Below are 25,500 nucleotides of genomic sequence, written 5' to 3' on the forward strand. Positions count from 1 at the left end.
TTAAAGAGATAGACAGTAGGAACAGCTTTTAGCGGATCAGGATGCAGTGACATTTCAATGACGGGATAGTTAATCTATCTACACAGCACGGAGGGTATTAAAATTTATGACTTATTGTGATTCTAAACTGAAGATATTCACTTGTAACTCTAATCCCAAGTTGGCTAACCAAATAGCCGATTATATCGGAATTCCGATGGGAGACTCGGAAACGATGAGCTTCAGTGACGGCGAAATTCAAGTCAAGCTGTCCGAGAGCGTTCGCGGCTGCCATGTGTACATTGTTCAGTCCACTTGTGCGCCGGTAAACGACAATCTGATGGAGCTCCTCGTTATGGTGGATGCTTTGAAACGGGCTTCGGCCAAGAGCATTAACGTCGTAATTCCTTATTACGGCTATGCTCGCCAAGATCGTAAGGCACGTTCGCGTGACCCGATTACTGCCAAGCTGGTTGCCAACCTGATCGAAAAAGCCGGCGCTCACCGCGTCATCACGATGGATTTGCATGCCATGCAAATTCAAGGCTTTTTCGATATTCCGGTGGACCATATGCTCGGCGTACCGATTTTGGCCCAATACTTCCGTTCGAAGCATATTCCGAATCCGGTTGTCGTATCCCCGGACCATGGCGGAGTTGTCCGTGCCCGTAAACTCGCTGACTTTTTGAATGCCCCGCTGGCGATTATCGACAAGCGCCGTCCAGAGCCGAACGTGAGCGAGGTCATGAACATCATCGGGAATATCGAAGGAAAAACCGCGATTCTCGTCGATGATATCATCGATACGGCCGGCACGATCGTACTTGGCGCCAACGCCCTCAAGGAAGGCGGCGTCGAGGAAGTATATGCATGCTGTACGCATCCCGTGCTTTCAGGTCCGGCGATGGAACGCCTGGAAAACTCTCCGCTGAAGGAAGTTATTGTTACGGATACTATTCCGATTACGCATCCGAATCCGACCAGCAAGCTGAAAGTGTTGTCCGTTGCTCCGCTGATGGGTGAAGCCATCATCCGGGTTCACGAAGAATTGTCGATCAGCAAGCTGTTTGAGATCGAATAAGAGTTTCAGTCCTACTGCATAACAGGGGTTGCACCTTCTATAAAGGAGGGCAACCCCTAAGTTCGTATCATGGCTCAACCCTCCCAAACCGTGGCTCAACCCTCCCAAATCCTCCCTTACCGTAAGGGAGGGCCCCCCGAGGGCCTGCTGCCCTAGGGGATCACCCGCAAACAGGAGGAACGTGGGAGATAATGAGGCGCTCCTTTGCCGCTGTCCCCTTCGGGGATGCGCTGGGGTTGGGTGCGAGGCACGCTTTTCCCCCTTCGGGTACGTCTTACTTTTGGCGCACCCGGGCTACCTGGTTGTTGGAGGCACTGCTGCTTTCGGATGCACCCGGGGGGCTTTGGCGGAATGAGCCGCTTGTCTCCCCTTTGGGGTACGCTCTACGTTGGCGCACCTGCGGGGCTGGGGAGCGACTTCTGGAGGGAGAGAGCCACTTTGTGCAAAGAGGCGCTGTCCCTTTGGGATGCGCTTGGGGTTGTGCGAAAAATGCGGGGTATGCACGGTTGTGCTATGGCCGCTGTCCCTTCGGGATGCGCTGGGATCATCAGGGAAGAACTTATTTGTCTGGTGTATGTGGAACAGAGAGGAAATTTGGAGCAGACCAAACTTATATTTTGTAGACGGAGGATTCAAAATGAAATGGATCGTAGGCCTCGGCAATCCGGGGGCCAAGTATGAGAAGACAAGGCATAACATCGGATTCATGGCGTTGGACGAGCTGGCTCGCAGACACGGCATCGCGATCAAACAAAGCAAATGCAAGGCGTTGATTGGGGAAGGCGTGTTGCCGGGCGGCAAGGTAGCGCTCATTAAGCCGATGACATATATGAATTTATCCGGGGAGGCGGTTCGCGCCTTTATGGATTATTATAAGGTTCCCCTTGAAGACATGATCGTCGTTTACGATGACCTGGATACGGAAATCGGGCGCAACCGGCTGCGGTATCAAGGCAGCGCGGGCGGTCACAACGGCATTAAATCGATCATACAGCATACGGGAACGCAGTCCTTCAATCGGATCCGGATGGGCATTTCGCGGCCGGAGCCGGGATTCGCGGTTGTGGACTACGTGCTTTCGACGTTTGCCAAGAAGGAGGCCCCGCTGTTGCAGCAGTCGATAGAGGCGGCTTGCGACGCATTGGAGTACAGTCTGGATCATACTTTTGAGCAAACGATGGCCAAATTCAACGGGTAATTGGAAATTCGGAGAGCCGCATCCGGCTAAAAGAGGGAGATACAGGGCATACTGAAGGTTATATTGATTCTTCAGGAGGCATATAGATGGCAATAAACTATGTTTGCCGGCACTGCCGAACGTCCATTGGTAGAATAGAAACGCCTTATGTATCCGAATCCCAACTGGGTTTCCATTTCTTGACCCCCGAAGAGCGGCAGGATATAATAGCGTATGATTCGAATGGTGAAATGACGGTCCGGGTGACCTGCGATTACTGTAAGGAAGCTCTGGAGAATAATCCGGAGTTGTCCCTGATTTCGAATCCTTTGCAATGACTGCACCTATACCGGATAACGGAATACAGAGCCTTGGCACGGTTGCTGAGGCTCCTTTTTGGTTGACTTCGCAAGGAACTGCAATCTTGGCCGCCGGGGGAGTAATATGCCTCTTATGACATGACTTAGTAACCGCTCCCGCGGGTAGATAATAAGATGTTACTAATATCTTGCAGGAATATCGCAATAAGAAATAAGAGAGGTGCCTCACTTGTTACAAGCACTCATACAAGCATTCTCCCGGGATTCGGACTTCACCTCGATGATATCGGGAGTAAGCGCCGGAATGAAGGAGCAACTGATTTCCGGTTTGTCGGGATCCTCGCGTCAGGTTGCGCTTGCCGCGCTGCATCAAGAGACTAAGCGGCCATTGCTGGTCGTAACCCATAATATGTTTTCCGCACAAAAAATATATGAAGATTTGCAGGAAGCGCTGTCAGCGGATCAGGTGCTGTTATATCCTGCGAATGAGCTGGTTGCCGCGGAAGCGGCCGTCTCCAGTCCGGAGACGCTCGCACAGCGGATCGAGGTACTGCTGCAATGCTCCCATTCATTCCGGGGAGTTGTGGTTGTGCCTTATTCGGGCGTCCGCCGGTTTATACCGACCCCCGAAGCGATGTCCAGTGCCGGGCTGACGATTGAGTTGGGAGGAACGCTCCAGATGGACAGCTTCCTGACCCGCATGATCGAGCTGGGTTATGAAAGAGTGGAGCGCGTGGAATCGCGGGGAGAAATGAGCATCCGCGGCGGAATTATCGATTTCTATCCGTTAACCTCCGCTTTGGCGTACCGGGTGGAGCTTTTTGACGATGAAGTCGATTCCATTCGCACCTTCGATCCGGCTGACCAGCGTTCCGTCGATCAAGTCAAACAGGTGCTGGTGACTCCTTGCAAGGAGATGATCGCGACCCGGGAACGGTTGGAGCAGGCTGCACAGAAAGCGACGGAAAAACTGGAACAACAGTTGGAGAAAATGACCGACCGCCAGGCGAAAAACAAACTTCGCGAAGAGGTATCCAGAGAAATTGAGCTGCTGCGTGAGCATGTTTATTTTCCGGAAATCTATAAGTATATTTCTTTGATTTATCCGGAAGATAAAACGCTATACGATTATATGCCTAAGGATACGCTGCTCATCCTCGATGAGCCGGCCCGTCTATTGGAAACTTCCCGTCAGTTGGAGCGGGATGAGTCGGAATGGAATCTGCATTTGTTCCAGAACGGCAAGAGCTTGCCTGAGCTCCCGCTTGCGCTGGAAGGGGAACGCGTATTGTATCATCGTCCGTTCCAGACGCTGTTTTTGTCGCTATTTTTGCGTCAAGTGCCTCATACTCAGCCGCAAAATATCATTAACTTTGTCAGCAGGGCAATGCAGGATTTCCACGGTCAGATGAACGTGCTGAAGGCGGAAATGGAACGCTGGAAAAAGAGCGGCGCCAACGTAATCATGCTGGCCAGCGGCGAAGAGCGGATGGACCGGATGCGCCGCGTGCTTCAGGACTACGGAATCGATGAGCCGACACTGTTGCAGGGTAACCTGCAGTCGGGCTTTGAGCTGCCTTCCGTGCATTTGGTCGTGATTACCGAGGGAGAAATGTTCTCGCAGAAACAGCGGAAAGCCCGTAAAGTCGCGAAGAGCATGGACAATGCAGAACGGATCAAGAGCTATACCGAGCTGAAAGTGGGCGATTATGTCGTTCACCAAAACCACGGTATCGGGAAATATTTGGGTATCGGGACTTTAGAGGTCGGAGGAATCCATAAGGATTACATGCATATTTTATATGCCGGCGGCGACAAGCTGTCCGTTCCGATCGAACAGATCGACATGATCCAGAAATATGTCGGTTCTGAGGAGAAAGAGCCTAAGATTTATAAACTCGGGGGCAACGAATGGACCCGGGTCAAAAATAAAGTACGTACTTCGGTACAGGATATTGCCGACGATCTCATTAAGCTGTATGCGGACCGCCAGTCTTCACCCGGCTATGCGTTCGAGAAGGACACGCCGGAACAGCAGGAGTTCGAAGCGATGTTCCCTTATGAAGAAACGCGGGACCAACTGCGGGCTATTGAAGAAATCAAAAAAGATATGCAGCGGTCCCAGCCGATGGACCGGCTTCTATGCGGCGATGTAGGCTACGGGAAAACCGAAGTCGCCATCCGGGCCGCGTTCAAGTCGGCGATCGAAGGCAAACAGGTGGCCGTCCTTGTTCCGACGACGATATTGGCACAGCAGCACTATGAAACGTTCCGGGAGCGATTCTCCGGATATCCGATCAATATCCAGACGCTGAGCCGATTCCGCAGCCGGAAAGAACAGAATGAAACGATCAAGGGCGTGCGCCAGGGTACGGTGGATATCGTCATCGGAACGCATCGCCTGTTGTCGCAGGACCTCGTATTTAAAGATCTGGGCCTGCTCATTGTGGACGAGGAGCAGCGTTTCGGCGTAACTCATAAAGAAAAGCTCAAAAAACTGAAAACGAATGTCGACGTGCTGACTCTGACGGCAACGCCGATTCCGCGGACGCTCCATATGTCCATGTTGGGTGTGCGGGACTTGTCCGTTATCGAGACGCCGCCGGAGAACCGGTTCCCTGTGCAAACCTATGTGGTAGAGCATAGCCAGGCGCTTGTACGTGAAGCTGTGGAACGGGAAATGGCGCGTGGCGGGCAAATCTATTACCTTTACAATCGCGTACAGGGAATTCAAGAGATGGCCGCACAGATTTCGATGCTTGTTCCTGACGCCCGGGTCGGTATTGGACACGGACAAATGTCGGAGCAGGAGCTGGAGAAGACGATCCTTGATTTCCTTGACGGGGAATACGATGTGCTGGTCAGCACCAGTATCATTGAAACCGGGGTGGACATTCCGAACGTAAATACGCTGATTGTGCATGACGCGGATAAAATGGGCCTATCCCAGTTGTATCAGCTGCGCGGCCGCGTAGGCCGGTCCAATCGGATCGCTTATGCTTACTTTACGTACCAGCGCGACAAGTCGCTTACCGAGGTTGCCGAGAAACGCCTTCAGTCGATTAAAGAGTTTACGGAACTCGGCTCGGGCTTCAAAATTGCGATGCGCGACCTTTCCATTCGCGGGGCAGGCAATCTGCTGGGCGCCGAACAGCACGGATTCATCGCTTCCGTCGGTTTTGACCTCTATTCGCAAATGCTGGCGGAAGAAATTCAGAAGAGAAAAGTGACCATGCTTGGCGAAACGGTGCCGGAAGAGTCGAACTGGAACACCACGATCGATCTTGGCATCGACGCCTATTTACCGTCGGATTATATTTATGATAGTATTCAGAAGATTGAGATCTACAAGAAAACAGCCTCCGCAGCGACCTTTGAAGATGTGGCCGAGCTGGAGGATGAACTGCTGGACCGTTTTGGCGAGCTTCCTGAAGCGGTGCAAAACCTGCTTTCGGTAGCCCGGGTCAAGCTGTACGGCAAGCAATACGGCATTGAGTCCATCGCTTTGCGCGGGGATGAAGTAACCTTGAAGTTTTACGATGGACGGGAAAAGGAGATCATTCCGGCCAAAATCGCGGAAGTTGGAAATCTGTTCGGAAGACGTGTACAATTTAATCAAGGGTCGGTTATGCTGATCCGCATCAAAACCAAGGGAATGGACGACAAAGAAATGATGGGCTTATTGGAGCAGTTCCTGGGAGCCCTGAAGGACTCGTTCAAAGCGAAAGGGGAACTACAAGATGTTTCGAAGTAAAGGGCGTTCTTGGAAGACGCTGCTCATTGCCCTCGTTGCAGTAATGGCTTTTACCGTTATGGCGGGTTGCGGCAAGAAAGAGGACAAGGGTGCTGCCGGTGGCAGTGAAGACAAGAGTAAGGTGATCGCAACTTACGAAGGCGGCGAAATTACGGAGGACGAGTTCGACCGGGAACAACGGATCGTGCTGGCACTTCAACCGCAAATGGAACAATTCATGCAAATGGACGATTTTCGCGATTATTTGATCAAACAGGAAATCGCCTACGAATATTTGGATACCAAGGCCGACGCCAAGATGAAGGAAGAAGGCAAGAAGAAGGCCGAAGAACAGTTCACTGCAATGAAAAAGTCGATGGGCGATGATGCCTTCAAGCAGTTGCTGGACGGACAAAAAATTTCCGAATCGGAATTTAAAAACTACATGGTTCGTATTTATACCGTCATGGAAAGCGAAAAAGCGAAAGTAACCGACGATGACGTGAAAAAAGAATTCGAAGCGACCAAAGAAAATTATATTACCGCTTCGGTTCGCCATATCCTGATCGGGTTCACCGACAAGGAAGGTAAAGAACGCAGCAAAGAAGATGCATTGAAGGTGGCTAATGAAGTTAAAGCCAAATTGGATAAAGGGGAAGACTTCGCAAAACTAGTGAAGGAATATTCCACCGACGGTCAACCCAATATCGACAATGGAGGACTCTATGCGGATACTCCTGTCAGCAACTGGGTAACTGAGTTCAAGGAAAAGGCGATCACTCTGCCGATTAATACGATCAGCGAACCGGTGGAAACCACGTATGGCTACCATATCATTCGTGTGGAGAAACGGACCGAGAAGAAGTTCGAGGATTTGACGCAGGAAGAGAAAGATCTGATCAAAATGTCCGTCGCTTCCCAAAACTTGGACAAGTTTATGGAGGGCGACCTGGAGAAGAAGATCATCAAGAAGATCGAATTGCCGAAGGTTGAGCAGAAGAAAGAGGAAGACGGGGCAACCAATTCCGGAACAAACGGGAATGCCGATAAGAGCAAAACCGATGCCGGAACTTCCGGAAATGACGGCGCAACCAAGGACAACGGCGCAGCCACGAACAACAGTACAAGCAGCAACGACAAATAAACGAGGTAACTTGTTTTATCTGGTTTTGCCGGAGCAGCGCGGAGCGATTCGCGCTGTTTTGTTGCCGCAAAATCCCTATTCCATGAGAAGCTGTCACATCAAGCAGTGAAGGGCCGCACCTTTGCGGCATTTTTTTAGTCCCCTTGGCCTGTTGCAGGAACAATAAAGGACTGTTAAATTCGAATGCATAAGCTGCTGGGAAGGGATGAATACTATGCTCAGAATCACAAGAGCCGAATCCCTCCATTGTATACAAATTCAGCTGCGGGTCGGTCCAGCAAATGCTGAAAGCCGCGCAACTTTTTTACCGGCAGCGGTGTATTAACATACCTAAGGGTAAATGAATATCCAACAGACAGTAGTTCAATACTTCTTTAGAAAGCGGGGCAACATGTGATATGAAAGCTACTGGAATTGTACGCCGTATTGATGATTTGGGCCGAGTGGTCATTCCAAAGGAGATCCGCCGCACACTGCGGATCCGGGAAGGGGACCCGCTCGAGATTTTTGTGGACCGCGACGGCGAGGTTATTCTGAAAAAATATTCCCCTATCGGGGAATTGGGCGACTTTGCAAAGGAATATGCGGAATCGCTGTATGAAAGCACAGGCCATATTACTTTGATCTCTGACCGGGACACAGTGATTGCAATCGCAGGTGCCTCGAAGAAGGAATACCTGGACAAGCAGATCGGTACTATCCTGGAAAACAGTATGGACAACCGCAAAATTGCACTGGAGTCGAATACGGGAACGTACGAGATTATTCGGGACCATCCCGAGACAATCTCTTCCTTTGTAATCGCTCCGATCATCTCGGGTGGGGACCCGATCGGTACAGTGGTTCTGTTGAATAAGGACGAATCGGTAAAAATGTCGGAACTGGAATCTAAAATGGCGGAAACGGCCGCCGGATTTTTAGGAAAACAAATGGAACAGTAAGCGTGTCTGGAAATGACAAGTACACTCCCGAAGTAACGGGGCGGCAGAGCCGCCCGGGACCGGGAGTGTCTTTTTTTGGCGTTATTGAGGCTTGGCAAATTTGTGCGTTTAGGCTCCTCCAACGGGCTATCATGGCGGGAGAGGAGGTTTTCGTCTTATAATGGAACCTACATAGTAAGATTGTGGCCATTTTATATTCCGCAAGGTAGGTAGATTATGAGGGAAGACAAAAGCACGGCGTCAGGCCTGCTGAAGGGAGCGGCCGTTCTCAGCTTGGCGGCCATCTTGAGCAAGCTGTTAGGAACTCTGCAGAAAATTCCGCTGCAAAATATCGGGGGAGACGGTGTTTTTGGAATTTATAACACCGTTTATCCGTTCTATACCATTCTAATCACACTGGCGACGGCGGGGTTCCCGACGGTTGTTTCCAAGTTTGTGGCCGAACGGCATGCTATGGGCGAAGAGAGCGGCAAACGGGCCGTTCTTCGTATGGCAACGGCTGTGATGGCTATACTCGGAGTTGCCGGTTGTATTCTGATGTACTTCGGAGCTCCGCTTCTGGCGGCATGGATCGGCAACAGCCATCTGATCCCGGCTTTGAGAAGCGCAGCGCCTGCGCTGCTGTTTGTTCCGCTTACCGCATCCCTAAGGGGGTATTTCCAAGGGCTGCAGAATATGGTGCCGACCGCAGTTTCTCAGGTTTCCGAGCAAGCCGTGCGCGTAGCGGTGATGATTATTCTGCTGTTTTATTTTACGGGCCTCGGAGGAACGGAAGCCGTGATCGCAGGCGGGGCGCTGGCGGGCTCGGCTGTGGGTGGAGCTGTAGGATTGCTCGTCATGCTCCTGTACTGGAGAGGGCATCATAAACAGATGAGGCAGGATTCGGCGTGGCCCAGCGGCAGGGGGGCATCCCCGGCAGGCCAGGACCGCTCTGAAGCTCTGCCGCAGCCACAGGTTATAATAAAGTCGAATACTCCAAATTTCGGGCCAGCAGAGGAACTGACGGATCAGGGAATACCCGCTGCCGGGTTAAGGAAAAATTCGGAGAGCGGCCGGGGATTGTTAGGGGAAATGTTTCGTTATGCGATTCCCATCTGCCTTGCTTCCCTGGCGATTCCGCTGCTTAGTTTGGTCGATACGTTTACCTTGCCACGGCTTTTATCCCGTGGCGGGGACGAGCTGCGGGCGATGGCCGAGGTAGGGGTCTATAATCGGGGCATTCCGCTCGTCCAACTGGTGACGATGCTTGCTTCGTCCTTGTCGGTGCTGTTCATTCCGCTCATGGCGGAAATGAATCTGCGCGGCGACAGGGAGGGGATCCGCCGCCAAATTGGCTTGGCGCTGCGCTGGTTCTGGCTGATTGGCCTGGCCGCCTCCGCCGGGCTGGCGCTGCTCGCCGGGCCGATCAACGTCATGCTGTACGAGGACGGCACGGGAACCGGCACGTTCGCCTGGGTGGCTTGGACCGCCGCGCCTGGTGCGCTGGTGACGATCACGGCGGCCCTGCTGCAGGGGCTGGGCTTCGTGCGCGCGCCGGCGGTGCATCTGCTGGCGGCAGCCGCGCTTAAGGCAGCGCTGAACGTGCTGCTCGTGCCGCAGCTCGGCATCACCGGCGCGGCGATCGCTGGCATCGCCGCCTACGCCGTCGCCGCAGCGCTGAACCTCGCGCTGCTGCTCCGCCGCGCAGGGCTGCGCCCGCGCCTGCGGGACGCGCTGCTGCGCCCTGCCGCGGCCGCCCTGGCGATGGCGGCCGCCGTGCTGCTGCTGCGCCTCGTCGCAGACGCCGTGCTGCCGCCGGGCCGCCTAGCGGCCCTGGCGGAGAGCCTGCTCGGCGTGCTGCTCGGCGCAGCCGTGTTTGCGGCCGCCGCGGTGCGGGCGCGCCTGATCGGTGCGGCAGAGCTGGGCGCCCTGCCGCGGGTCGGACCGAAGCTGCTCCGCCTGCTTCGGAAACTGCGCCTGCTGCGGTAACGCCAAACGGAGTACCGCGCCCAGCGGCCGAGTGCAGATCTTTGTTGCACTCTCTTATACGCAGATCCGCCGCCCTTGCCGCAGCCAATAACCGTCCACGGCACTTGATCGCGGACCTGCCGGACATTTTTGCCATCGGTTCGGCAAGTGGTATAGTAAGGGATAGAATGTTCAAATTAAGCCGGTAACTAGACAGGAGTGTGGCTCAAATGGGAGCAGTGATAACTGTAGTCGGCCTAGGCTCGGGCGATCCCGACCGACTGACGCTGGGAAGCCTGAAATTGCTTCAGGAGGCGCAGGAGAGATATGTACGTACCAAGGACCATCCGGTGGTGGCTTGGCTGGAGGAAACGGGAGTTTCATTCACCTCATTCGATGAAGTGTACGAAGCCAAGGACGACTTTCCCTCCGTATACGAAGAGATCGTGGAGCGGCTGATCGCCGCAGCCAAGACGGCCCCGGAAGGGAAAGAGGTTCTGTACGCCGTGCCCGGGCATCCGATGGTGGCGGAAGCTACCGTAAAGCGGCTGCAGGAACGCTGCCCGGTTGAGGGAATCGAACTGAAGATCACGGGGGGAGAAAGCTTCCTCGATGCGGCATTTATCTCTCTCGGATTCGATCCGATCGAAGGCTTTCAATTGCTGGATGCTTCCGAGTTGTCGGGAGGACGGCTTGATCCCCGGCGCCATACGTTGATCGGCCAGGTTTACGACGAATTCACCGCCTCGGACGTTAAGCTGGGCCTGATGGACATTTACCCGGATGATTATCCGGTCGTTGTCGGACATGCGCTCGGCGTAACCGGAGCGGAGCAGGTGATTCGCATCCCGCTTTATGAACTGGATCGCATCCAAGGATACGGGAACTTGTCGCTGGTGTACGTTCCGGCCAGCCATGACGAACAATTGCGCATCCGGAGCTTTGAGCGTCTTCATGAGATCGTAACCATTCTCCGCAGCCCGGAAGGCTGTCCATGGGACCGGGAGCAGACCCACCAATCGATTCGCAAAAACCTCATAGAAGAAACCTATGAAGTGCTGGAAACGATTGATGATGACGATCCGGATCATATGCGGGAAGAACTCGGTGATTTGCTGCTGCAAATTATGCTGCACTCGCAAATGGAAGAAGAGACCGGAATGTTTACCGCTTACGACGTCATTCAGGAGCTCAATGAAAAGCTGCTTTACCGCCATCCGCATGTATTCGGCAACCTGAGTGCCGAGGATGCCGAGGCGGCGCTCAAAAATTGGGACGCCATGAAGGCCGAAGAGAAGCGGCGAAAGGGTATCGAGCCTGAAAAATTATCGGCGCTGAGCGGAGTGCCCCGGGACTTGCCGGCGTTAATGAAGGCGTATAAGCTGCAGAAGAAGGCGGCTAAAGTAGGCTTTGACTGGGATTCCATCGATGGCGTCTGGGCGAAAATCGAGGAGGAGCTTGCCGAATTCAAAGAGGCCGTAACCGGCGGGCATAAGGCCGAGGACCAAACGCTGGAGCTGGGAGATGTTCTGTTCTCCATCGTAAACGCGGCCCGGTATATCGGAGCCGATCCGGAGGAGGCCCTGTCCATGACAATCGCGAAATTTGTCAGACGGTTTACTTATGTGGAAGACAAGCTTCGCGAAGCCGGAAAGACGCCGTCAGACAGCAACTTGGCCGAAATGGACAAGCTTTGGGACGAAGCCAAAAGTCTCGAATAGTCCAAAAAGGCTATCCAAATAACTCGAAATTTCCCTAATAATCGGTTTTTTTTGCGAAAAAGCAAAAAAAAGTTGAATAGCGGGCAGGAATTTGAGTTTTAAGGCAGAATACTCATACAAAGATATCTCCGCGGCTTACTGCCATAAGGGCTGAAGCCGTTAGTATCCATCTATTTCTTTTATTATTGGGAGGCATTATTAATGAACAAAACAGATCTGATCAACAACATTTCCAGCAAAAGCGGTTTGACTAAAAAAGACGTTGAAACCGTATTGAATGGTGTTCTCGGCGAAATTACCGATGCCCTTGCCGGCGGCGACAAAGTACAACTGATCGGCTTCGGCACGTTCGAAACCCGCAAACGTTCCGGTCGTACAGGCCGCAACCCGCAAACTGGCAAAACGATTGAAATTCCTGCATCCAACGTTCCAGCTTTCAAAGCGGGCAACAAACTTAAAGAAGCCGTAAAATAATGCGTCTCGATAAATTCCTGAAGGTGTCCCGGTTGATTAAGCGGCGCACGGTGGCAAAGGATGTCTCCGAACAAGGCAGAGTCCTGATCAACGGGCGCGAATCCAAACCGAGCAGTACCGTGAAGGTAGGCGACGAGATCACCGTTCAATTCGGCCAGAAGCTGGTGACGGTTCGCGTCGAACGCCTCGCGGAGACGACTCGCAAGGAAGAGGCTGCCACCCTGTATACCTTAGTCAAGGAAGAACCGATCGCTAAAGACTCCGGTCTTGACTGGAATTAAGGCGTGAGATCAAGCATGTTCCGTTTTAACTAACGGGGCATGCTTTTTTATTTTGTTGTTTACCATTACATAAAGTTGCGAGGTCCGTACAGTTTTTTAAATCGGTTCTAAAGATAAATCCCCTTCCATAAGCTATTGGTAAGAAGGAGGGGTACATGCCATGGTCGAACAAGGAAAAGGGAAGCGTCAAGAACTGCATCTGATGCAGAGGAAGCTGCTGGAGATTTCAGGAGTTCAGAACGTGGAGAGTTTTGACAGCGAGGAATTTCTGCTTCAGACGGAACTGGGGCATTTGACGATCCGGGGTCAAAATTTACATATCAAAAATCTCAATCTGGAGCAGGGGTTAGTCAGCATTGAAGGCCTGGTAAACTCCTTATCCTATTTGGATCCGGGAGCTCATGCGCCCGGCAAAGGCCTGCTCGGGAAGCTGTTCCGATGAATTTGCATACGCAGTGGGCGACTCTCCTATGGATGTTCGCATGCGGGGGAATCATGGGGATCGCCTTTGACAGCTATCGTGTCGTATCGGGACAGCTTCGCTTCCCCCGCTGGAGTGTACATATCCTGGATCTATGTTACTGGATCGCCGCCTCCCTTTTTGTTTTTCGCACGCTTTACCACGTTAACCAGGGAGAACTCCGATTTTATGTATTCCTCGGTTTGTTTATAGGCGTTTGGATTCATTTTTTGTTTCTCAGTTTTATAACGGAACGTTTTGTGGTAAATTTAATAAAGGTAGTTCAAAAGATTTACAGAATAACCATTAGAATATTGGAACTGGCAGTGCTTACACCGTTGAAATGGCTGCTAAAGACCCTACGGGTGCTGCTGGGATTTCTATGGATCGTTTTGTTTTTTATGGGGAGGGTGACACTGTCCCCGATTTGGAAACTCTTGACCTGGGTCACAAGACCTATATGGAAGAGGCTGAAGCTGCCGGACAGGCTTCGTTCTGTATGGGATAGTCTGGCAGGATTATGGAAGCGCTGGTTCGGCAAAGAATAACGAAAACGGAGGTGCCCTGAATGCGCGATGTAGCGGCCAAAACGAATAACATGAAACAGACCGCCGTGAAATCGGTCGGGGCGCGCAGACGTATTCGGTTATGGACGTGCTTTATGGTGTTGTTCGTCGGGTGGGCAGGCTATACCTATATCGCCCAATCCGGAGAAATCGGTAATAAATCCCTCCAGCTTTCGGAGCGGCAAGCTTCCAAGGAAGCTAATGAGCAAACATTAAACCAATTGAAATATGAATTAAATCGTCTTAAAGACCCTGAATATATCGGTCAAATCGCGATGAAGAAATACGGACTTTACAAACCGGGTGAAATTCCGGTGCGCATATCCGAGTCGGACTCCTAAAAAGACTGAGCCCATAGGGATATACGGCTGTTGACCTTGTTTGGCTCATTATGTATAATCAAATCACCGCAGTCATGTTTTCGAGACCTGGCTGTATATTTTTAAGGGAGGATCATTTTATTTTATGTCAATTGAAGTGGGCACCAAGTTAGAAGGAAAAGTGACAGGCATCACGCATTTCGGAGCATTTGTGGATCTGTCAGGAGGTGTCACGGGTCTCGTTCACATCTCGGAGATCGCAGACAATTATGTTAAAGACGTCAATGATCATCTGAAGATCGGCGATGTTGTTACCGTTAAGGTAATCAACGTCGACAAGGACGGCAAGATCGGACTTTCCATTAAGCAAGCCGTTGATAAACCGGTAGAGGCTACTAATACTAGACCGCCTCGTGCACCACGCAGCGATCGTCCTGGAGGTAGAGACGGAGATCGTCCTGGCGGCGGATTTAACCGGGATCGGGGAGGACGTCCTTTTAAGCCGCAACCGAACAAAGCTTCATTTGAAGATAAAGTTTCCCGTTTCCTTAAGGACAGTGAAGAGCGTATTTCTTCGCTGAAGAAGAACACGGAAGGCAAACGCGGAGGACGCGGAGCCAAACGCATGTAATTTAACAATTTTATATTGAAACCCACCGCAGGCAATTTGTTGCTTGCGGTTTTTTGTTGCCGTCATAATTACGACGAAAATTCTTTTTTTGTCGTCTGGGCGTCCGAGCCGACAGGTTATTACGGAATCTTCGTCCATCCTTGGATGAATTGACAAAAATTGTTTACCCCATCGGATGCATTTTGTACGAACATAGGAACGCCTACCATGGGTCATCCTCATGGGGGGCATGGGTTCGTGATGTTTCGTATTTCACTCTCAATTTGTCGGAAATTTCTTTGGTTCAGGTTCCGGTATATGACAAACTTTCCGCGCACCCCCTCCTATAATGGGACATACCTTACAAAAATGGAAAAGGCGGTGCCAGGTAATGGAGAAGTGGAATGTGATCCCATTCCCAGGGATGAAAAAGGCTAAAGGGCAGATGAGAGGATTTCGGTGGGATGGATGGAGGGGGATTCCTATCATTATTACGTTCGGCAGAATGTTTGCGGCAAGCAAGTGGACAGGCTTGTTCCTGTTGATGAGCTTCTTGCTCGGCAAGGCGACGATCCTGGATGAGCTTTCGCCTTTTGCCGCCGCTTTTTTTGCGGTAATGATGTTTATGCGGCGCGATATCGCTGCGGTGACGGGAGCGGTCATGGTTGCCGGGGCGATGTTTGTATCGGGCCAACACGCTGCCGTGATTGCGGCGGAGCTGCTCATTTTCTTTCTGATCCATAAAGGAATGGAATCGTTCGAGCGCGCCGATGTATCTTATGCGCCGCTGATGGTATTTACAAGCACCTTTTTAGCCCTTCTGTTTACGGCGGTTATCGGCCCGTCCTTATCCTGGTATGCATTTGTGATGATCGTAATGGATTCGGTACTCAGTTTTGTTCTGACCCTGGTGTTTATTCAGGCGGTTCCCGTCTTTACTTACAGGAAAAGAAACTATCAGCTGAGAACGGAGGAAATCGTCTGTCTCGTTATTTTGCTGGCATCCGTAATGACAGGCTCGGTAGGCTGGGAGATTTCCGGACTGTCCATCGAGCATATTTTGACGAGATATTTAATCCTGTTGTTTGCTTTAGTTGGCGGCGCCACGCTCGGCGCTTCGGTCGGTGTGGTAACCGGGCTGATTCTTAGCCTGGCCGATACCTCGGCACTCTACCAGATGAGTTTGCTGGCATTTTCGGGCATGCTGGCCGGGATGCTGCGCGATGGACGCAAATGGGCCGTAGGCTTTGGAATGTTGCTCGGCTCGTCGATTCTATCCATTTATTTAACGGGCCCGGCGGATGTGCTGGCTTCTACCTGGGAGAGCTGCGTTGCGGTCGCATTCTTTTTATTGACGCCGAAGGGAGTCGTTAGCGCTATTGCGAAATACGTTCCCGGCACTCAGGATCATACGAAAACCCAGCATGAATACGCCAAGCGGATGCGTGAAATCACTGCGGGCCGGGTCTCGCAATTTTCTCAAGTTTTCCGTCAGCTGTCCCGCAGCTTCGGTCAGATTGCCAGCTCGGGAGAAGTTGCCAAACGGAGCGAGGAAGTGGACCATTTTATGAATGCGGTCACCGAGAACGCCTGTGCCACCTGCTTCCGCCGAAATGCCTGCTGGGACGGAAAGTTTTATCAAACTTATAAGTATATGACCGAAATGATGACGGCGGTGGAGGAGAATCCGGACCTGTCCAAGGGCGAACTTCCTCCCAAGTGGAATAAAATATGTACGAAAACCGATCAGGTGCTGGAGGTCATGAAGCGGGAGTACAATCTCTATCAACATGATATGCACTGGAAACGGCAAATATACGACAGCCGTCTGCTGGTAGCGGAACAATTGTCGGGCGTATCCCAGGTTATGGAGGATCTGGCCAGAGAGATTCAACGCGAGGGACAGGCTATGTACAAGCAGGAAGAGCAAATCCGCGAGGCTTTGGAAAAAATGGGCTTGTCCATTCATAACATTGACATCGTGAATCTGGATCACGGCAACGTCGAAATTGAAATTGTCCATGCCTATACCCGGGGATATGACGAATGCCGCAAAATCATTGCCCCGCTCCTGTCCGATATCCTGGGCGAGCATATCGCCGTTATCGACGAATCTACGGCGGGCGGGCGCGATGGCCTGGCTACCGTAACCTTTGGTTCGGCCAAAACCTATGAGATCACGACCGGAGTAGCCGGCACTGCAAAAGGGGGAGATCTCTTATCCGGAGACAGCTTCAGCGCTGCGGAGCTGGGAAACGGAACCTATGCGGTGGCTATCAGCGACGGGATGGGCAATGGAGAGCGCGCCAGATTGGAGAGCAGCACGGCACTGAGCATTTTGGAACAGCTACTGCAATCCGGGATGGATGAAACCCTGGCCATCAAGTCGGTGAATTCCATATTGATGCTCCGCTCTCCGGACGAAATTTACGCGACAGTCGATATGGCACTGATTGATGAATACTCCGCCCGGACCACATTTTTGAAAATCGGCTCTTCCCCTAGCTTTATAAAAAGGGGACAGGAAGTGATTCCGGTTTCGGCCAGCAATTTGCCGATTGGAATCATTCAGGATATCGAGGTGGATTTGGTGACGGTTCAGCTGCATCCGGGCGATACGTTAATTATGATGACCGACGGGATTTATGATGCACCCGGGTATGCCGTAAACAAAGAGTTATGGATCAAGCGGCTGATCCAGGAGATTCAATCGGAGGATCCTCAGGAAATTGCCGATTGTTTGCTGGAGTCCGTGATCCGTTATCAAAAGAATGTAATTCTGGATGACATGACCGTGGCGGTCGCGAAGATCGATCATTTCATGCCTCAATGGTCCACGCTTCATATTCCCGGAATTACCCGGTTGGAACGGCCGAGGACAGTTAGCTAGGTATTGGGTAGGAGGGTTGTGTAGCAAGGAATAGGTCTGTTTAGTCATAAAGTCATAAAATAGACAAACAATTGGTTTATTTTACATGGGAATGATTTCAAGTTTGTAGTAAAATTGACTCTATCGTTCTAATAAAGAACCAAATATAGCACTATTTCTCAAAAATTTTAGATATAATTTGGCAAAACTGCCGAAAGGCAGTGACGCAAAACTATAGGGACTAAATCCCCCCATTAGGGGGAAATGTCAGCCAGTTGCCTAAAAAATGGTAACCTATAGTATTTACTACTAGAGGTTATCTTTTTTTTTGCCTAAATTCAGAGATTCTTGCGCCATTAGAAGGAAGGGAGGGGAGCGCCGGGGCATTTTGACGATGGAGGGTATGCAGCCTTTACACATTTATAGACAGAAAGAGGAGACATAGTAATGAAGTTGCCGCAAGAACTGGGCGGAATCCGCCGCTGGAGTATCGTAACGAAGAACATGATTTTGACAAGCGCCTCCATCCTGATGACTGGCGTAATTCTGATTGCATCCAGCTTTTATATCCAAGGCGGAGTATTGACCAATCAGCTGGAGTCGGATTCGAAGGAGGTCATGGAGGCCTGGATGAACAAGGTTACTCCGGCTGAAGCCGCGGAGGCTATGAAGACAACAGACCGCAATGCACCGATCCAGAAGAAATTGTCGGGTATATTCGATGAATTATCCGCCACGCATCCTAATGTAGCGCAAGGTTATATTTTCGGATCTGAAGTAGTGGATGACAGCACGCTTATGATTGCTTTCCCAACGGCCATCCTGGACATGTTTGAGGGAGAAGGTCTTCACTTGGGGGATCAACTGGGACAACCTGCATTTCATGTGAAGGGTGTCCAGGAAATGTTGAAAACAAAACAGATTACCTTTACGAAGCCTTATAAGGACGATTATGGGACGTGGCTGACGGTATTGTACCCGTTCCAGGATGCAAGCGGACAAGTATTTGCTTATATGGGTATGGACTTTGATGCGAGCATTATCCTTAACGGGCAGCAGGATCTGTTGAAATATACTTCTCTTGCATTGATTGCTATCTTGCTCGTGATTTTAACGTTTCAATATATTACGATGCGCAGAACCTTCGCGCCGGTCAAAGATTTGATGCAAGCACTGGATAAGCTCAGCCAGGGTGATTTTGGCGTGCAGTTAAAAGCAGGCGAGAGCGAACTCGGTCAGGTCAACGCGAAGTTTAACGCTACGGTTGCGAATATGAAGGAAATGATCATGACCCTGAAGGCGGTTTCGACCCAATCGGCAGAACAGGCACGTGTCTTATTTACGACTTCCGAAGAAAATCACCAAAGCTCCATGAACATTACCAATCATATCGAGGAAATTTCGGAAAAGGTATCCCTGCAGAGCAAATCGATTGGAGAAAGCGTAACTTCCCTTGAAGAAATCAATTCCGGGGTATCGACGGTTGCCGGAAGTACTTCTTCCTTGTCGGAAGCCTCCCTTCAAATGAAGGAGCAGTCCGAACTGGGCGGCGATAACATCAGCAAAGTGATGAGACAGATGGATTCGCTCCAACAATCGGTTCAAAATTCGGTGACTTCAATAGAACAACTTCAGAAACGCTCCGGGGAAATCGAGGAAATTGTACAAGTCATTACTCAGATTTCTTCGCAAACGCATCTTTTATCGCTTAATGCGAGTATTGAGGCAGCCAGAGCCGGTGACGAAGGGCGCGGATTTGCAGTCGTAGCGAATCAGGTGAAGAAGCTGGCTGAAGAATCCGGGAAATCGGCGGAGAAAATCGCCGACCTGGTTCGGTATATCCAATCCGAGACCATGACGGCCGTGACGGCCATCAGTGAAGGACAACGCAATGTCGAGGCAGGAATCGATGTAGTGAAGGAAACGGGAGAACTGTTCTATAGCATCTTGCATGCAACCGATGCGATTACAAGCCAGATTCAGGAGGTCTCGGCATCGACTGAAGAAATGGCGGCGGAGACAGAGCAGATCACGGCTACGATCAAGCAAATTTCCGTTTTTGCGGAGAGAAATGCCGACATTTCGGAACATATCAAATCCAGTGCCCTGGAGCAGCGTTCCTCTGCAGGTAAAATCGTGGATTCGGCGGAGAGTTTGAACCAAATTTCCGGAAAATTGGAGAAAGTTGTGGAAGGCCTCAAATTATAGAGAGAGATACAAGGAGTTGAATTGGAGTGGGTACCTTACTAATGGACCGCATTGTCCGGGATTTTTGGGTAAATGAGCTGCAGCCGCCTTTGTCCGGACTTGATATTTACACGGATTATCCCCGAATGAATTCCGGACGGGATAGAAGGGAAACCGTCTTCAGACTGAACGTCAACGCAAGGGAATTAACCCGTATTTCCGAGGGATATGACTACAACACATGGATGCTGGCCTGCTATTTTGCCTTTTTATATCGGATGAGCGGAGAGCAGGATCAGATTGTCGGAGTAAAGGATGCTCAGCACAGGCTGTTGCCGCTGCGGGTGCGTTGCGAGGCGGGGACTTCATTCAAGGATCTGTATCGGACACTGTTGGATAAATGGGAGGCCTTGGACTTTGCCGCTTTGCCGTTGCAAGAAATTGAGCGGTTGACCGGGCAATCTCCTCTGATTCAGACGATATTCGGCGAGGACGCCTCCTATGGGGCAAGCTGCCTGAATTGGCATGTGAAGCTGGTTGAAGGCGAAGGCCTGCTCCATATTGCCTACGATAAAAACCTGTTTAAAGAGAGTACGGTCAGGAAGTTTGCCTCCCACTTTGAATGTATCGTAACTGCGGCTATGGCCGATGAGAATGCTGCTATAGGCAATATTCGCATTTTGACGGAAGAAGATGTCGAAGCCTATACGGAGCTGAACAATACGAAGAAAGCATGGCCGTCCATGCCGCAGCATATTCCGGACATGCTGCGCCTCGCCGTGGAGCGTTACGGGGACCGGGTGGCATTATCGTCCGGGGACCGGCGGCTGACCTATGTAGAATTGAGCCGCTTGTCGGATCAGGTAGCCCGGATCCTGTTGAACAGAGGTCTTAAGAAGGGTGACTTCGTTTCCATCTTTATGGAACGGAGTATGGAAGCCATTATCGGGATGCTTGGTGTCGTCAAAGCCGGCGGCGCTTATGTGCCGCTCGATCCGGAGCACCCGGAGGACCGGAATGCCTATATCATTGCCGATACCTCCTCCCGCATCGTAATTACGAAGGAATCATACACGCCGCAGTTGTCCGCTTTATTGGATGAAGGCCGCGGCGATGTTTCTCTCTTATGTCTGGATACTCAACTTGACGGAGACGCAGACGCAGACACGGGCGAACCGGATATCGTTGAGATTTCTTCCGAAGATACGGCCTATGTGATTTATACGTCAGGGACGACGGGAAGACCGAAAGGAGTCCTCATTCCGCATGCCGGCGTTGTCAATCTGGCGCTGGCTACCATAGAGCAACTTCGCATGACAGAGCAGGACGTGATCCTTCAGTATTCCACGTTTAGCTTTGACGCATCGGTATACGATATTTTCAGTGCGCTTTGCTGCGGAGCAAGATTACATCTGTTGTCCAACGAGCAGCGGTATTCGGTCGACTCCTTTACGTCGGCAATTGAAGAGACGGGGGCTACGCGAATCGGAATTTTACCAACCGTATTCTTCAACCAGCTATCTTCCTATTTAAGCGTGGAAGAAGCGGCCCACTATGTAAAGATTCAAAGCTTTGTCATCGGCGGGGAGGCTCTGCCGGGAGAATCGGTACGTACGCTGCAAAAGAAGCTCACGCATCAGCCGATTATCGTGAACGCCTATGGGCCTACGGAAGTAACGGTCGCAACGACAACTCATATCATTGAAGGTCCGGTACCGGATGAATGGACCACGGTTAGCATCGGCAAGCCCCTTGCGAATTACGAGGTTCTGATCGTGAACGAAAAAGACCAGCTGTGCCCCTTGAACGTGGTGGGCGAATTGCTGATTCATTCCGTCGGTTTGGCTAAAGGATATCTCAATCAGCCCGGGAAAACCGAAGAGGTCTTTGTTACGGATCCCGTGAATCCGGACTCTGGCAAAAAATATTACCGTTCCGGAGATCTTGTTCGACTGCAGGAAAACGGAATCGAGTATGTCGGAAGGAAAGATCTTCAGGTCAAAATTCGCGGCTACCGGATCGAGATCGGTGAAATTGAAGAAAATTTGGCTAAACACGATGCGATCAGGGATACGGCGATCATCGTCAAAGAGGATGAATCGGGCGAGAAGCTGCTTGCCGCTTTTTATACATTAAAAGGTGGCGTATCCGCCGGGAAGACGGAGCTTGCCTCCTTTTTGAAGACAAAGGTTCCGGCGTACATGGTTCCAAGTTATTTTGTATGCCTGGATGTAATGCCGCTCTCCCCAACGGGCAAAATTGACCGGAAGCGTCTCGGCGTGATGGAAATCCCGGCTTTCGAAGAAGAGGAGAATGCGGATTTTGCGGCACCCGAGAATGAACTGCAGAAGGAAATAGCAACGGCATGGGAAAAGGTGCTTCGCCGTAAATCTATTGGAATCCATGATGACTTTTTTGAGATTGGCGGGCATTCTCTTAAAATCCTGGAGACGCTCGTGCTGCTGAAGCCCAGCTTTCCGATGCTGAAAATCAGCGACTTCTTCAGCTATCCAACCATATCGAAGCTGGCGGATCGCGTGACCGAACTGAAACATACGGCGTCGGGAGAACATGCAGCCCCCGGCCGTTTGGGAGAAATTGTGGATCTGGCTGAGTACCCCCGCAGCTTCGGTAATGAGTCACTGACCGAATATAACGAAGGTCGGCAGAGTCATATTCTCCTTACGGGAGCGACGGGTTATTTAGGGTCGTCACTGCTGCGGGAATGGCTCCGCACGACGGATTCCTTGGTTTACTGCCTGATTCGTCCGGTACAGGGCGAGGATCCTTATCAGAGACTAAGTAAGGTAATGAGGGGATATTTCGGTCCGGAGATCGACTCCTTGATGGAAGGCCGCGTATTTGCGGTACAAGGAGATCTGGAACAGCCGAATCTGGGACTGAATGAACGCGTCTTGAGCCTGCTCGAAGACAAAATCGATTCCATCGTACACTGCGGGGCTGAGGTGAAGCATTTTGGCGATCCCGAGTATTTTGCCAAGGTGAATGTGGAAAGTACCGACCGACTGATGGGGCTGGCCCGTGACAAGAAAATCCGGTTCCATTATGTGTCCACGCTCGGGATTCCGGAAGATCTGGCATTTGGCGGGCAATGGGAGCGATTTACCGGCTTTGACGGCTATGACGATACGGTATCGACCGATAACGTCTATACGAACAGCAAGCTTGCTGCGGAGCGGCTTGTCGTTAGAACCTGTCAGGAAGAGGGCGTCCCGGTTACGGTATATCGCGTAGGTAACTTGTCCTGCCATTCAGAGACCGGCGTTTTTCAACGGAATATCGATAATAATGCCTTCTATAGAATGCTAAAGGCTATGATTCTGCTGGGCAAAGCACCAAGTGTCAGCTGGCAGGTCGACATAACGCCGGTAAACTATGCAGCCGAGGCGATAACTGCCCTGGCCTTGCAAAAGGAAACGGCCGGCCGCCTGTTCCATATTTGTAATCCGGTTCAGCTTTCTTACACGCAGATGATAGACTACTTCCGGCAATACGGTTATCAGATCGATCTTCTCGACTGGCCGGAATATGAGTCCTGGCTGCTGGATTCCAATGTGCCGAAGGATAGTACGGGAATGGAGCTGGCGATGGCCCAGCTCGAGGGTGATGGAGCGAAGAACTCTCCTTATCGCTTTGCGTGCCCGCACACCGTGGAGTATCTCCAGGGTACCCCTGTAGTGTGTAAGGAACCCGATCGGGAATATATGACCCGTTTGGCCGATCACGCCGTTTCCGTAGGATATTTTCCAAAACCGAAAGTATTGATCGAGCAGTAATAACGAGAAGACGGCTTACCCTTACCCGTTTGTTTGGGCTTGGTAGGCCGTCTTTTTGCCATATCAGATCATGAATATATAGTTGGACCCGCCTTTTTAAGTTTGAATTCTCTCTTAACTGGAAATGATAGAGATGAGAGTCTTTCGAATCATTCATATTAAAAAAAGGCGGGATTCATAATGAAGCAAATCATGCTGATCACGGATGGATGTTCCAATGTTGGAGAGAGCCCGATTATGGCAGCGGCGCTGGCCAAGCAAGAGGGAATTATCGTCAATGTAGTGGGAATCGTCGATTACGGCACCATCGGAGAGCTCGGCAGTTTGGAGATTGCCGAAATTGCTAAAGCCGGCGGCGGGATGAGCAGATTGTCGGGCACGCAAAAGCTGGCTCAGACGATGCAGATGATGACCCGGAAAACCGTGGTTCAGACAATTCAGCACGCGGTTAATAAAGAGTTGAGACAAATTTTGGGTAATTCTTCCGTCGAAGACCTGCCTCCTGATCAACGTTCCCAGGTCGTCGAGGTGATTGACGAGCTCAGCGAGACCAGTACCCTTGAGATTGCGTTATTGATAGACGCAAGTGCCAGCATGAAGCCGAAACTGGCTGCTGTGGAAGAGGCTATCCGCGATATGATGCTTAGTTTGGGTGCCCGAAAAGGAGACAGCCGCTTGGCCGTATTTCATTTCCCGGGGCCGCACAGCGGCGAGGATGCCGTATTGGATTTGGATTGGACAACCGATCTCGGAACGGTACGCTCGATTTTTCAGCGGCTTTCCATGCGGGGTGCCACGCCAACCGGTCCGGCGATCCTGAAGGTGATTGAATTCTTCCAATATGGTACACTGAAGGGACATGAATCCAAGAACTGGCCGGAGGAAACAGGCAGAGGAGAAGGGATACTCGGTGACTACGTCGTCTAAATCGGCTCTGACGCAAGGAACGGTGGTGACCGGTCGCTGGAATGGCGGGCGCTATATGATTCAGCGTCTGCTCGGACGGGGAGCGAACGGAGTCGTATATTTGGTGAAGCAGCTGGATAATGCCAAGCTGTATGCGCTCAAAATGGGCTTCGACACGGTGGATATACAATCGGAAATCAATGTGTTAAAGGCGCTGCAGCGTCAGGGCCGCCGGCGCGGCAGCGCGGGACGGGATCTTTCTTATCTGGTGGAGGTAGATGACTACTCCCTCCAAGGAAGGGAGATTCCTTTCTATGTTATGCGATATGTTAAAGGGGATCCGCTCCGATCTTTCCTTGCCAAAAGGGGAGGACCCTGGCTAAGCATCGCCGGCCTTCACCTGTTGCGGCAACTCCGGCAGCTTCATGAGAACGGATGGGTATTTGGTGATTTAAAGCCGGAGAACGTGCTGGTATCGCCCTACGGCGAGGTGGAACTGATCGATTACGGCGGGGTGAGCGCTATCGGGCGCAGCGTAAAGCAGTTCACCGAATGGTATGACCGCGGATTTTGGGGTGCAGGAGGAAGGACGGCCGATCCCTCTTATGACTGGTTCTCCTTTACGGTGGTATGCATTCACCTGTTGGCCGAGGAACCCCTCAAACGGGCCGCTACCCAGTTGCCCCAGATGAGGAGCTCTAGCGACCTGCTTGCGATCATCCGAAGCGAGCCGGCTTTGGCCCCTTACCGGGCCTGGATGGAGCGGGCCATTGCCGGAAAGTTCGGCGACACAGCTGAAGCGTGCCAACTATGGAAGGAACTCGTTACATCGCCTCTTAGCCGCCGCAAACCGAGGCAGCAAACACCCCGCTGGATGTTGGGGGCGTTCGCGCTGGCGCTGACCTTGTTGGGATGCGCTATCTACTTAACCCTCGGCTTTTGAACACACACTTTTAATATGAATCCCATCTATTAAAGAAAGGAAGA

At 51.5% G+C, this 25,500-nt stretch carries 19 protein-coding genes and 1 riboswitch; all 19 genes read left to right on the forward strand.

The annotated features are described in order from the left end of the window. The first annotated feature begins 106 nt into the window (after positions 1 to 106). The 19 genes from KJS57_RS23435 (at position 107) to KJS57_RS23525 (ending at position 25,456) form a co-directional block, all read left to right on the forward strand. Entirely contained in the window at positions 107 to 1,060 is a 954-nt protein-coding gene (locus tag KJS57_RS23435) for a ribose-phosphate diphosphokinase (RefSeq protein ID WP_211025425.1), read from the forward strand. Between the two features lie 637 nt (positions 1,061 to 1,697). After that, positions 1,698 to 2,258: an aminoacyl-tRNA hydrolase gene (gene pth, locus KJS57_RS23440; protein ID WP_211025429.1), complete on the forward strand. Its 561-nt coding sequence runs from the start codon at positions 1,698 to 1,700 to the stop codon at positions 2,256 to 2,258. Between the two features lie 86 nt (positions 2,259 to 2,344). Continuing rightward, the gene (gene fin, locus KJS57_RS23445) at positions 2,345 to 2,575 is read left to right on the forward strand and encodes an anti-sigma-F factor Fin (protein ID WP_211025431.1); all 231 of its coding nucleotides are present in this window, start codon (positions 2,345 to 2,347) and stop codon (positions 2,573 to 2,575) included. A gap of 211 nt (positions 2,576 to 2,786) precedes the next feature. Beyond that, a complete protein-coding gene (gene mfd, locus KJS57_RS23450; protein WP_211025433.1) occupies positions 2,787 to 6,311 on the forward strand; it encodes a transcription-repair coupling factor in 3,525 nt (1,174 codons plus the stop codon). Beyond that, the gene (locus tag KJS57_RS23455) at positions 6,298 to 7,434 is read left to right on the forward strand and encodes a peptidylprolyl isomerase (RefSeq protein ID WP_213656532.1); all 1,137 of its coding nucleotides are present in this window, start codon (positions 6,298 to 6,300) and stop codon (positions 7,432 to 7,434) included. Before mfd ends, KJS57_RS23455 begins: the two co-directional genes overlap by 14 nt. A gap of 398 nt (positions 7,435 to 7,832) precedes the next feature. Further along, positions 7,833 to 8,375, forward strand: coding sequence for a stage V sporulation protein T (gene spoVT, locus KJS57_RS23460; RefSeq protein ID WP_211025437.1), 543 nt, complete (start codon positions 7,833 to 7,835; stop codon positions 8,373 to 8,375). Positions 8,376 to 8,591: 216 nt separating this feature from the next. Then, complete coding sequence (locus tag KJS57_RS23465; protein ID WP_213656533.1) at positions 8,592 to 10,343, forward strand: putative polysaccharide biosynthesis protein; 1,752 nt, start codon at positions 8,592 to 8,594, stop codon at positions 10,341 to 10,343. Between the two features lie 209 nt (positions 10,344 to 10,552). Continuing rightward, positions 10,553 to 12,043 carry a bifunctional methyltransferase/pyrophosphohydrolase YabN gene (yabN, locus tag KJS57_RS23470; RefSeq protein WP_213656534.1) on the forward strand — a complete coding sequence of 497 codons (1,491 nt, stop codon included), beginning with the start codon at positions 10,553 to 10,555 and terminating at the stop codon, positions 12,041 to 12,043. A gap of 201 nt (positions 12,044 to 12,244) precedes the next feature. After that, on the forward strand, positions 12,245 to 12,517 hold the full coding sequence (locus tag KJS57_RS23475) for an HU family DNA-binding protein (RefSeq protein ID WP_044482598.1): 273 nt from the start codon (positions 12,245 to 12,247) through the stop codon (positions 12,515 to 12,517). Further along, the gene (locus KJS57_RS23480; protein ID WP_114498817.1) at positions 12,517 to 12,798 is read left to right on the forward strand and encodes an RNA-binding S4 domain-containing protein; all 282 of its coding nucleotides are present in this window, start codon (positions 12,517 to 12,519) and stop codon (positions 12,796 to 12,798) included. The genes KJS57_RS23475 and KJS57_RS23480 overlap by 1 nt, the downstream gene beginning before the upstream one ends. Positions 12,799 to 12,958: 160 nt before the next feature. Continuing rightward, complete coding sequence (yabP, locus tag KJS57_RS23485; RefSeq protein ID WP_211025444.1) at positions 12,959 to 13,240, forward strand: sporulation protein YabP; 282 nt, start codon at positions 12,959 to 12,961, stop codon at positions 13,238 to 13,240. Then, positions 13,237 to 13,806, forward strand: coding sequence for a spore cortex biosynthesis protein YabQ (gene yabQ / locus KJS57_RS23490; protein ID WP_213656535.1), 570 nt, complete (start codon positions 13,237 to 13,239; stop codon positions 13,804 to 13,806). Before yabP ends, yabQ begins: the two co-directional genes overlap by 4 nt. A 20-nt stretch (positions 13,807 to 13,826) precedes the next feature. Further along, the gene (locus KJS57_RS23495; protein ID WP_213656536.1) at positions 13,827 to 14,165 is read left to right on the forward strand and encodes an FtsB family cell division protein; all 339 of its coding nucleotides are present in this window, start codon (positions 13,827 to 13,829) and stop codon (positions 14,163 to 14,165) included. A 124-nt stretch (positions 14,166 to 14,289) separates the two neighbouring features. Further along, on the forward strand, positions 14,290 to 14,775 hold the full coding sequence (locus KJS57_RS23500; protein ID WP_211025451.1) for a S1 domain-containing RNA-binding protein: 486 nt from the start codon (positions 14,290 to 14,292) through the stop codon (positions 14,773 to 14,775). 370 nt (positions 14,776 to 15,145) lie between these two features. Next, entirely contained in the window at positions 15,146 to 17,644 is a 2,499-nt protein-coding gene (gene spoIIE / locus KJS57_RS23505; RefSeq protein ID WP_211025453.1) for a stage II sporulation protein E, read from the forward strand. A gap of 170 nt (positions 17,645 to 17,814) precedes the next feature. Next, positions 17,815 to 17,906, forward strand: a riboswitch (cyclic di-GMP riboswitch). A 164-nt stretch (positions 17,907 to 18,070) separates the two neighbouring features. Further along, on the forward strand, positions 18,071 to 19,831 hold the full coding sequence (locus tag KJS57_RS23510) for a methyl-accepting chemotaxis protein (protein WP_213656537.1): 1,761 nt from the start codon (positions 18,071 to 18,073) through the stop codon (positions 19,829 to 19,831). Positions 19,832 to 19,857: 26 nt separating this feature from the next. Beyond that, positions 19,858 to 23,607: a non-ribosomal peptide synthetase family protein gene (locus KJS57_RS23515; protein ID WP_244861685.1), complete on the forward strand. Its 3,750-nt coding sequence runs from the start codon at positions 19,858 to 19,860 to the stop codon at positions 23,605 to 23,607. A 180-nt stretch (positions 23,608 to 23,787) separates the two neighbouring features. After that, positions 23,788 to 24,534, forward strand: coding sequence for a vWA domain-containing protein (locus tag KJS57_RS23520; RefSeq protein ID WP_211025457.1), 747 nt, complete (start codon positions 23,788 to 23,790; stop codon positions 24,532 to 24,534). After that, the gene (locus KJS57_RS23525; RefSeq protein ID WP_211025459.1) at positions 24,518 to 25,456 is read left to right on the forward strand and encodes a protein kinase domain-containing protein; all 939 of its coding nucleotides are present in this window, start codon (positions 24,518 to 24,520) and stop codon (positions 25,454 to 25,456) included. The genes KJS57_RS23520 and KJS57_RS23525 overlap by 17 nt, the downstream gene beginning before the upstream one ends. Positions 25,457 to 25,500 lie beyond the last annotated feature (44 nt).

It is taken from the genome of Paenibacillus vini (genome assembly GCF_018403325.1).
GTDB lineage: Bacteria > Bacillota > Bacilli > Paenibacillales > Paenibacillaceae > Fontibacillus > Fontibacillus vini.

Excerpts from the sequence above, each read along its gene's own strand:
- yabP (WP_211025444.1), top strand. The coding sequence starts at position 12,959 with ATGGTCGAACAAGGAAAAGGGAAGCGTCAAGAACTGCATCTGATGCAG.
- spoVT (WP_211025437.1), top strand. The coding sequence starts at position 7,833 with ATGAAAGCTACTGGAATTGTACGCCGTATTGATGATTTGGGCCGAGTG.
- fin (WP_211025431.1), top strand. The coding sequence starts at position 2,345 with ATGGCAATAAACTATGTTTGCCGGCACTGCCGAACGTCCATTGGTAGA.
- KJS57_RS23495 (WP_213656536.1), top strand. The coding sequence starts at position 13,827 with ATGCGCGATGTAGCGGCCAAAACGAATAACATGAAACAGACCGCCGTG.
- KJS57_RS23435 (WP_211025425.1), top strand. The coding sequence starts at position 107 with ATGACTTATTGTGATTCTAAACTGAAGATATTCACTTGTAACTCTAAT.
- yabN (WP_213656534.1), top strand. The coding sequence starts at position 10,553 with ATGGGAGCAGTGATAACTGTAGTCGGCCTAGGCTCGGGCGATCCCGAC.
- KJS57_RS23510 (WP_213656537.1), top strand. The coding sequence starts at position 18,071 with ATGAAGTTGCCGCAAGAACTGGGCGGAATCCGCCGCTGGAGTATCGTA.
- KJS57_RS23455 (WP_213656532.1), top strand. The coding sequence starts at position 6,298 with ATGTTTCGAAGTAAAGGGCGTTCTTGGAAGACGCTGCTCATTGCCCTC.
- KJS57_RS23475 (WP_044482598.1), top strand. The coding sequence starts at position 12,245 with ATGAACAAAACAGATCTGATCAACAACATTTCCAGCAAAAGCGGTTTG.
- spoIIE (WP_211025453.1), top strand. The coding sequence starts at position 15,146 with ATGGAGAAGTGGAATGTGATCCCATTCCCAGGGATGAAAAAGGCTAAA.
- KJS57_RS23500 (WP_211025451.1), top strand. The coding sequence starts at position 14,290 with ATGTCAATTGAAGTGGGCACCAAGTTAGAAGGAAAAGTGACAGGCATC.
- pth (WP_211025429.1), top strand. The coding sequence starts at position 1,698 with ATGAAATGGATCGTAGGCCTCGGCAATCCGGGGGCCAAGTATGAGAAG.
- yabQ (WP_213656535.1), top strand. The coding sequence starts at position 13,237 with ATGAATTTGCATACGCAGTGGGCGACTCTCCTATGGATGTTCGCATGC.
- KJS57_RS23480 (WP_114498817.1), top strand. The coding sequence starts at position 12,517 with ATGCGTCTCGATAAATTCCTGAAGGTGTCCCGGTTGATTAAGCGGCGC.
- KJS57_RS23465 (WP_213656533.1), top strand. The coding sequence starts at position 8,592 with ATGAGGGAAGACAAAAGCACGGCGTCAGGCCTGCTGAAGGGAGCGGCC.
- KJS57_RS23520 (WP_211025457.1), top strand. The coding sequence starts at position 23,788 with ATGAAGCAAATCATGCTGATCACGGATGGATGTTCCAATGTTGGAGAG.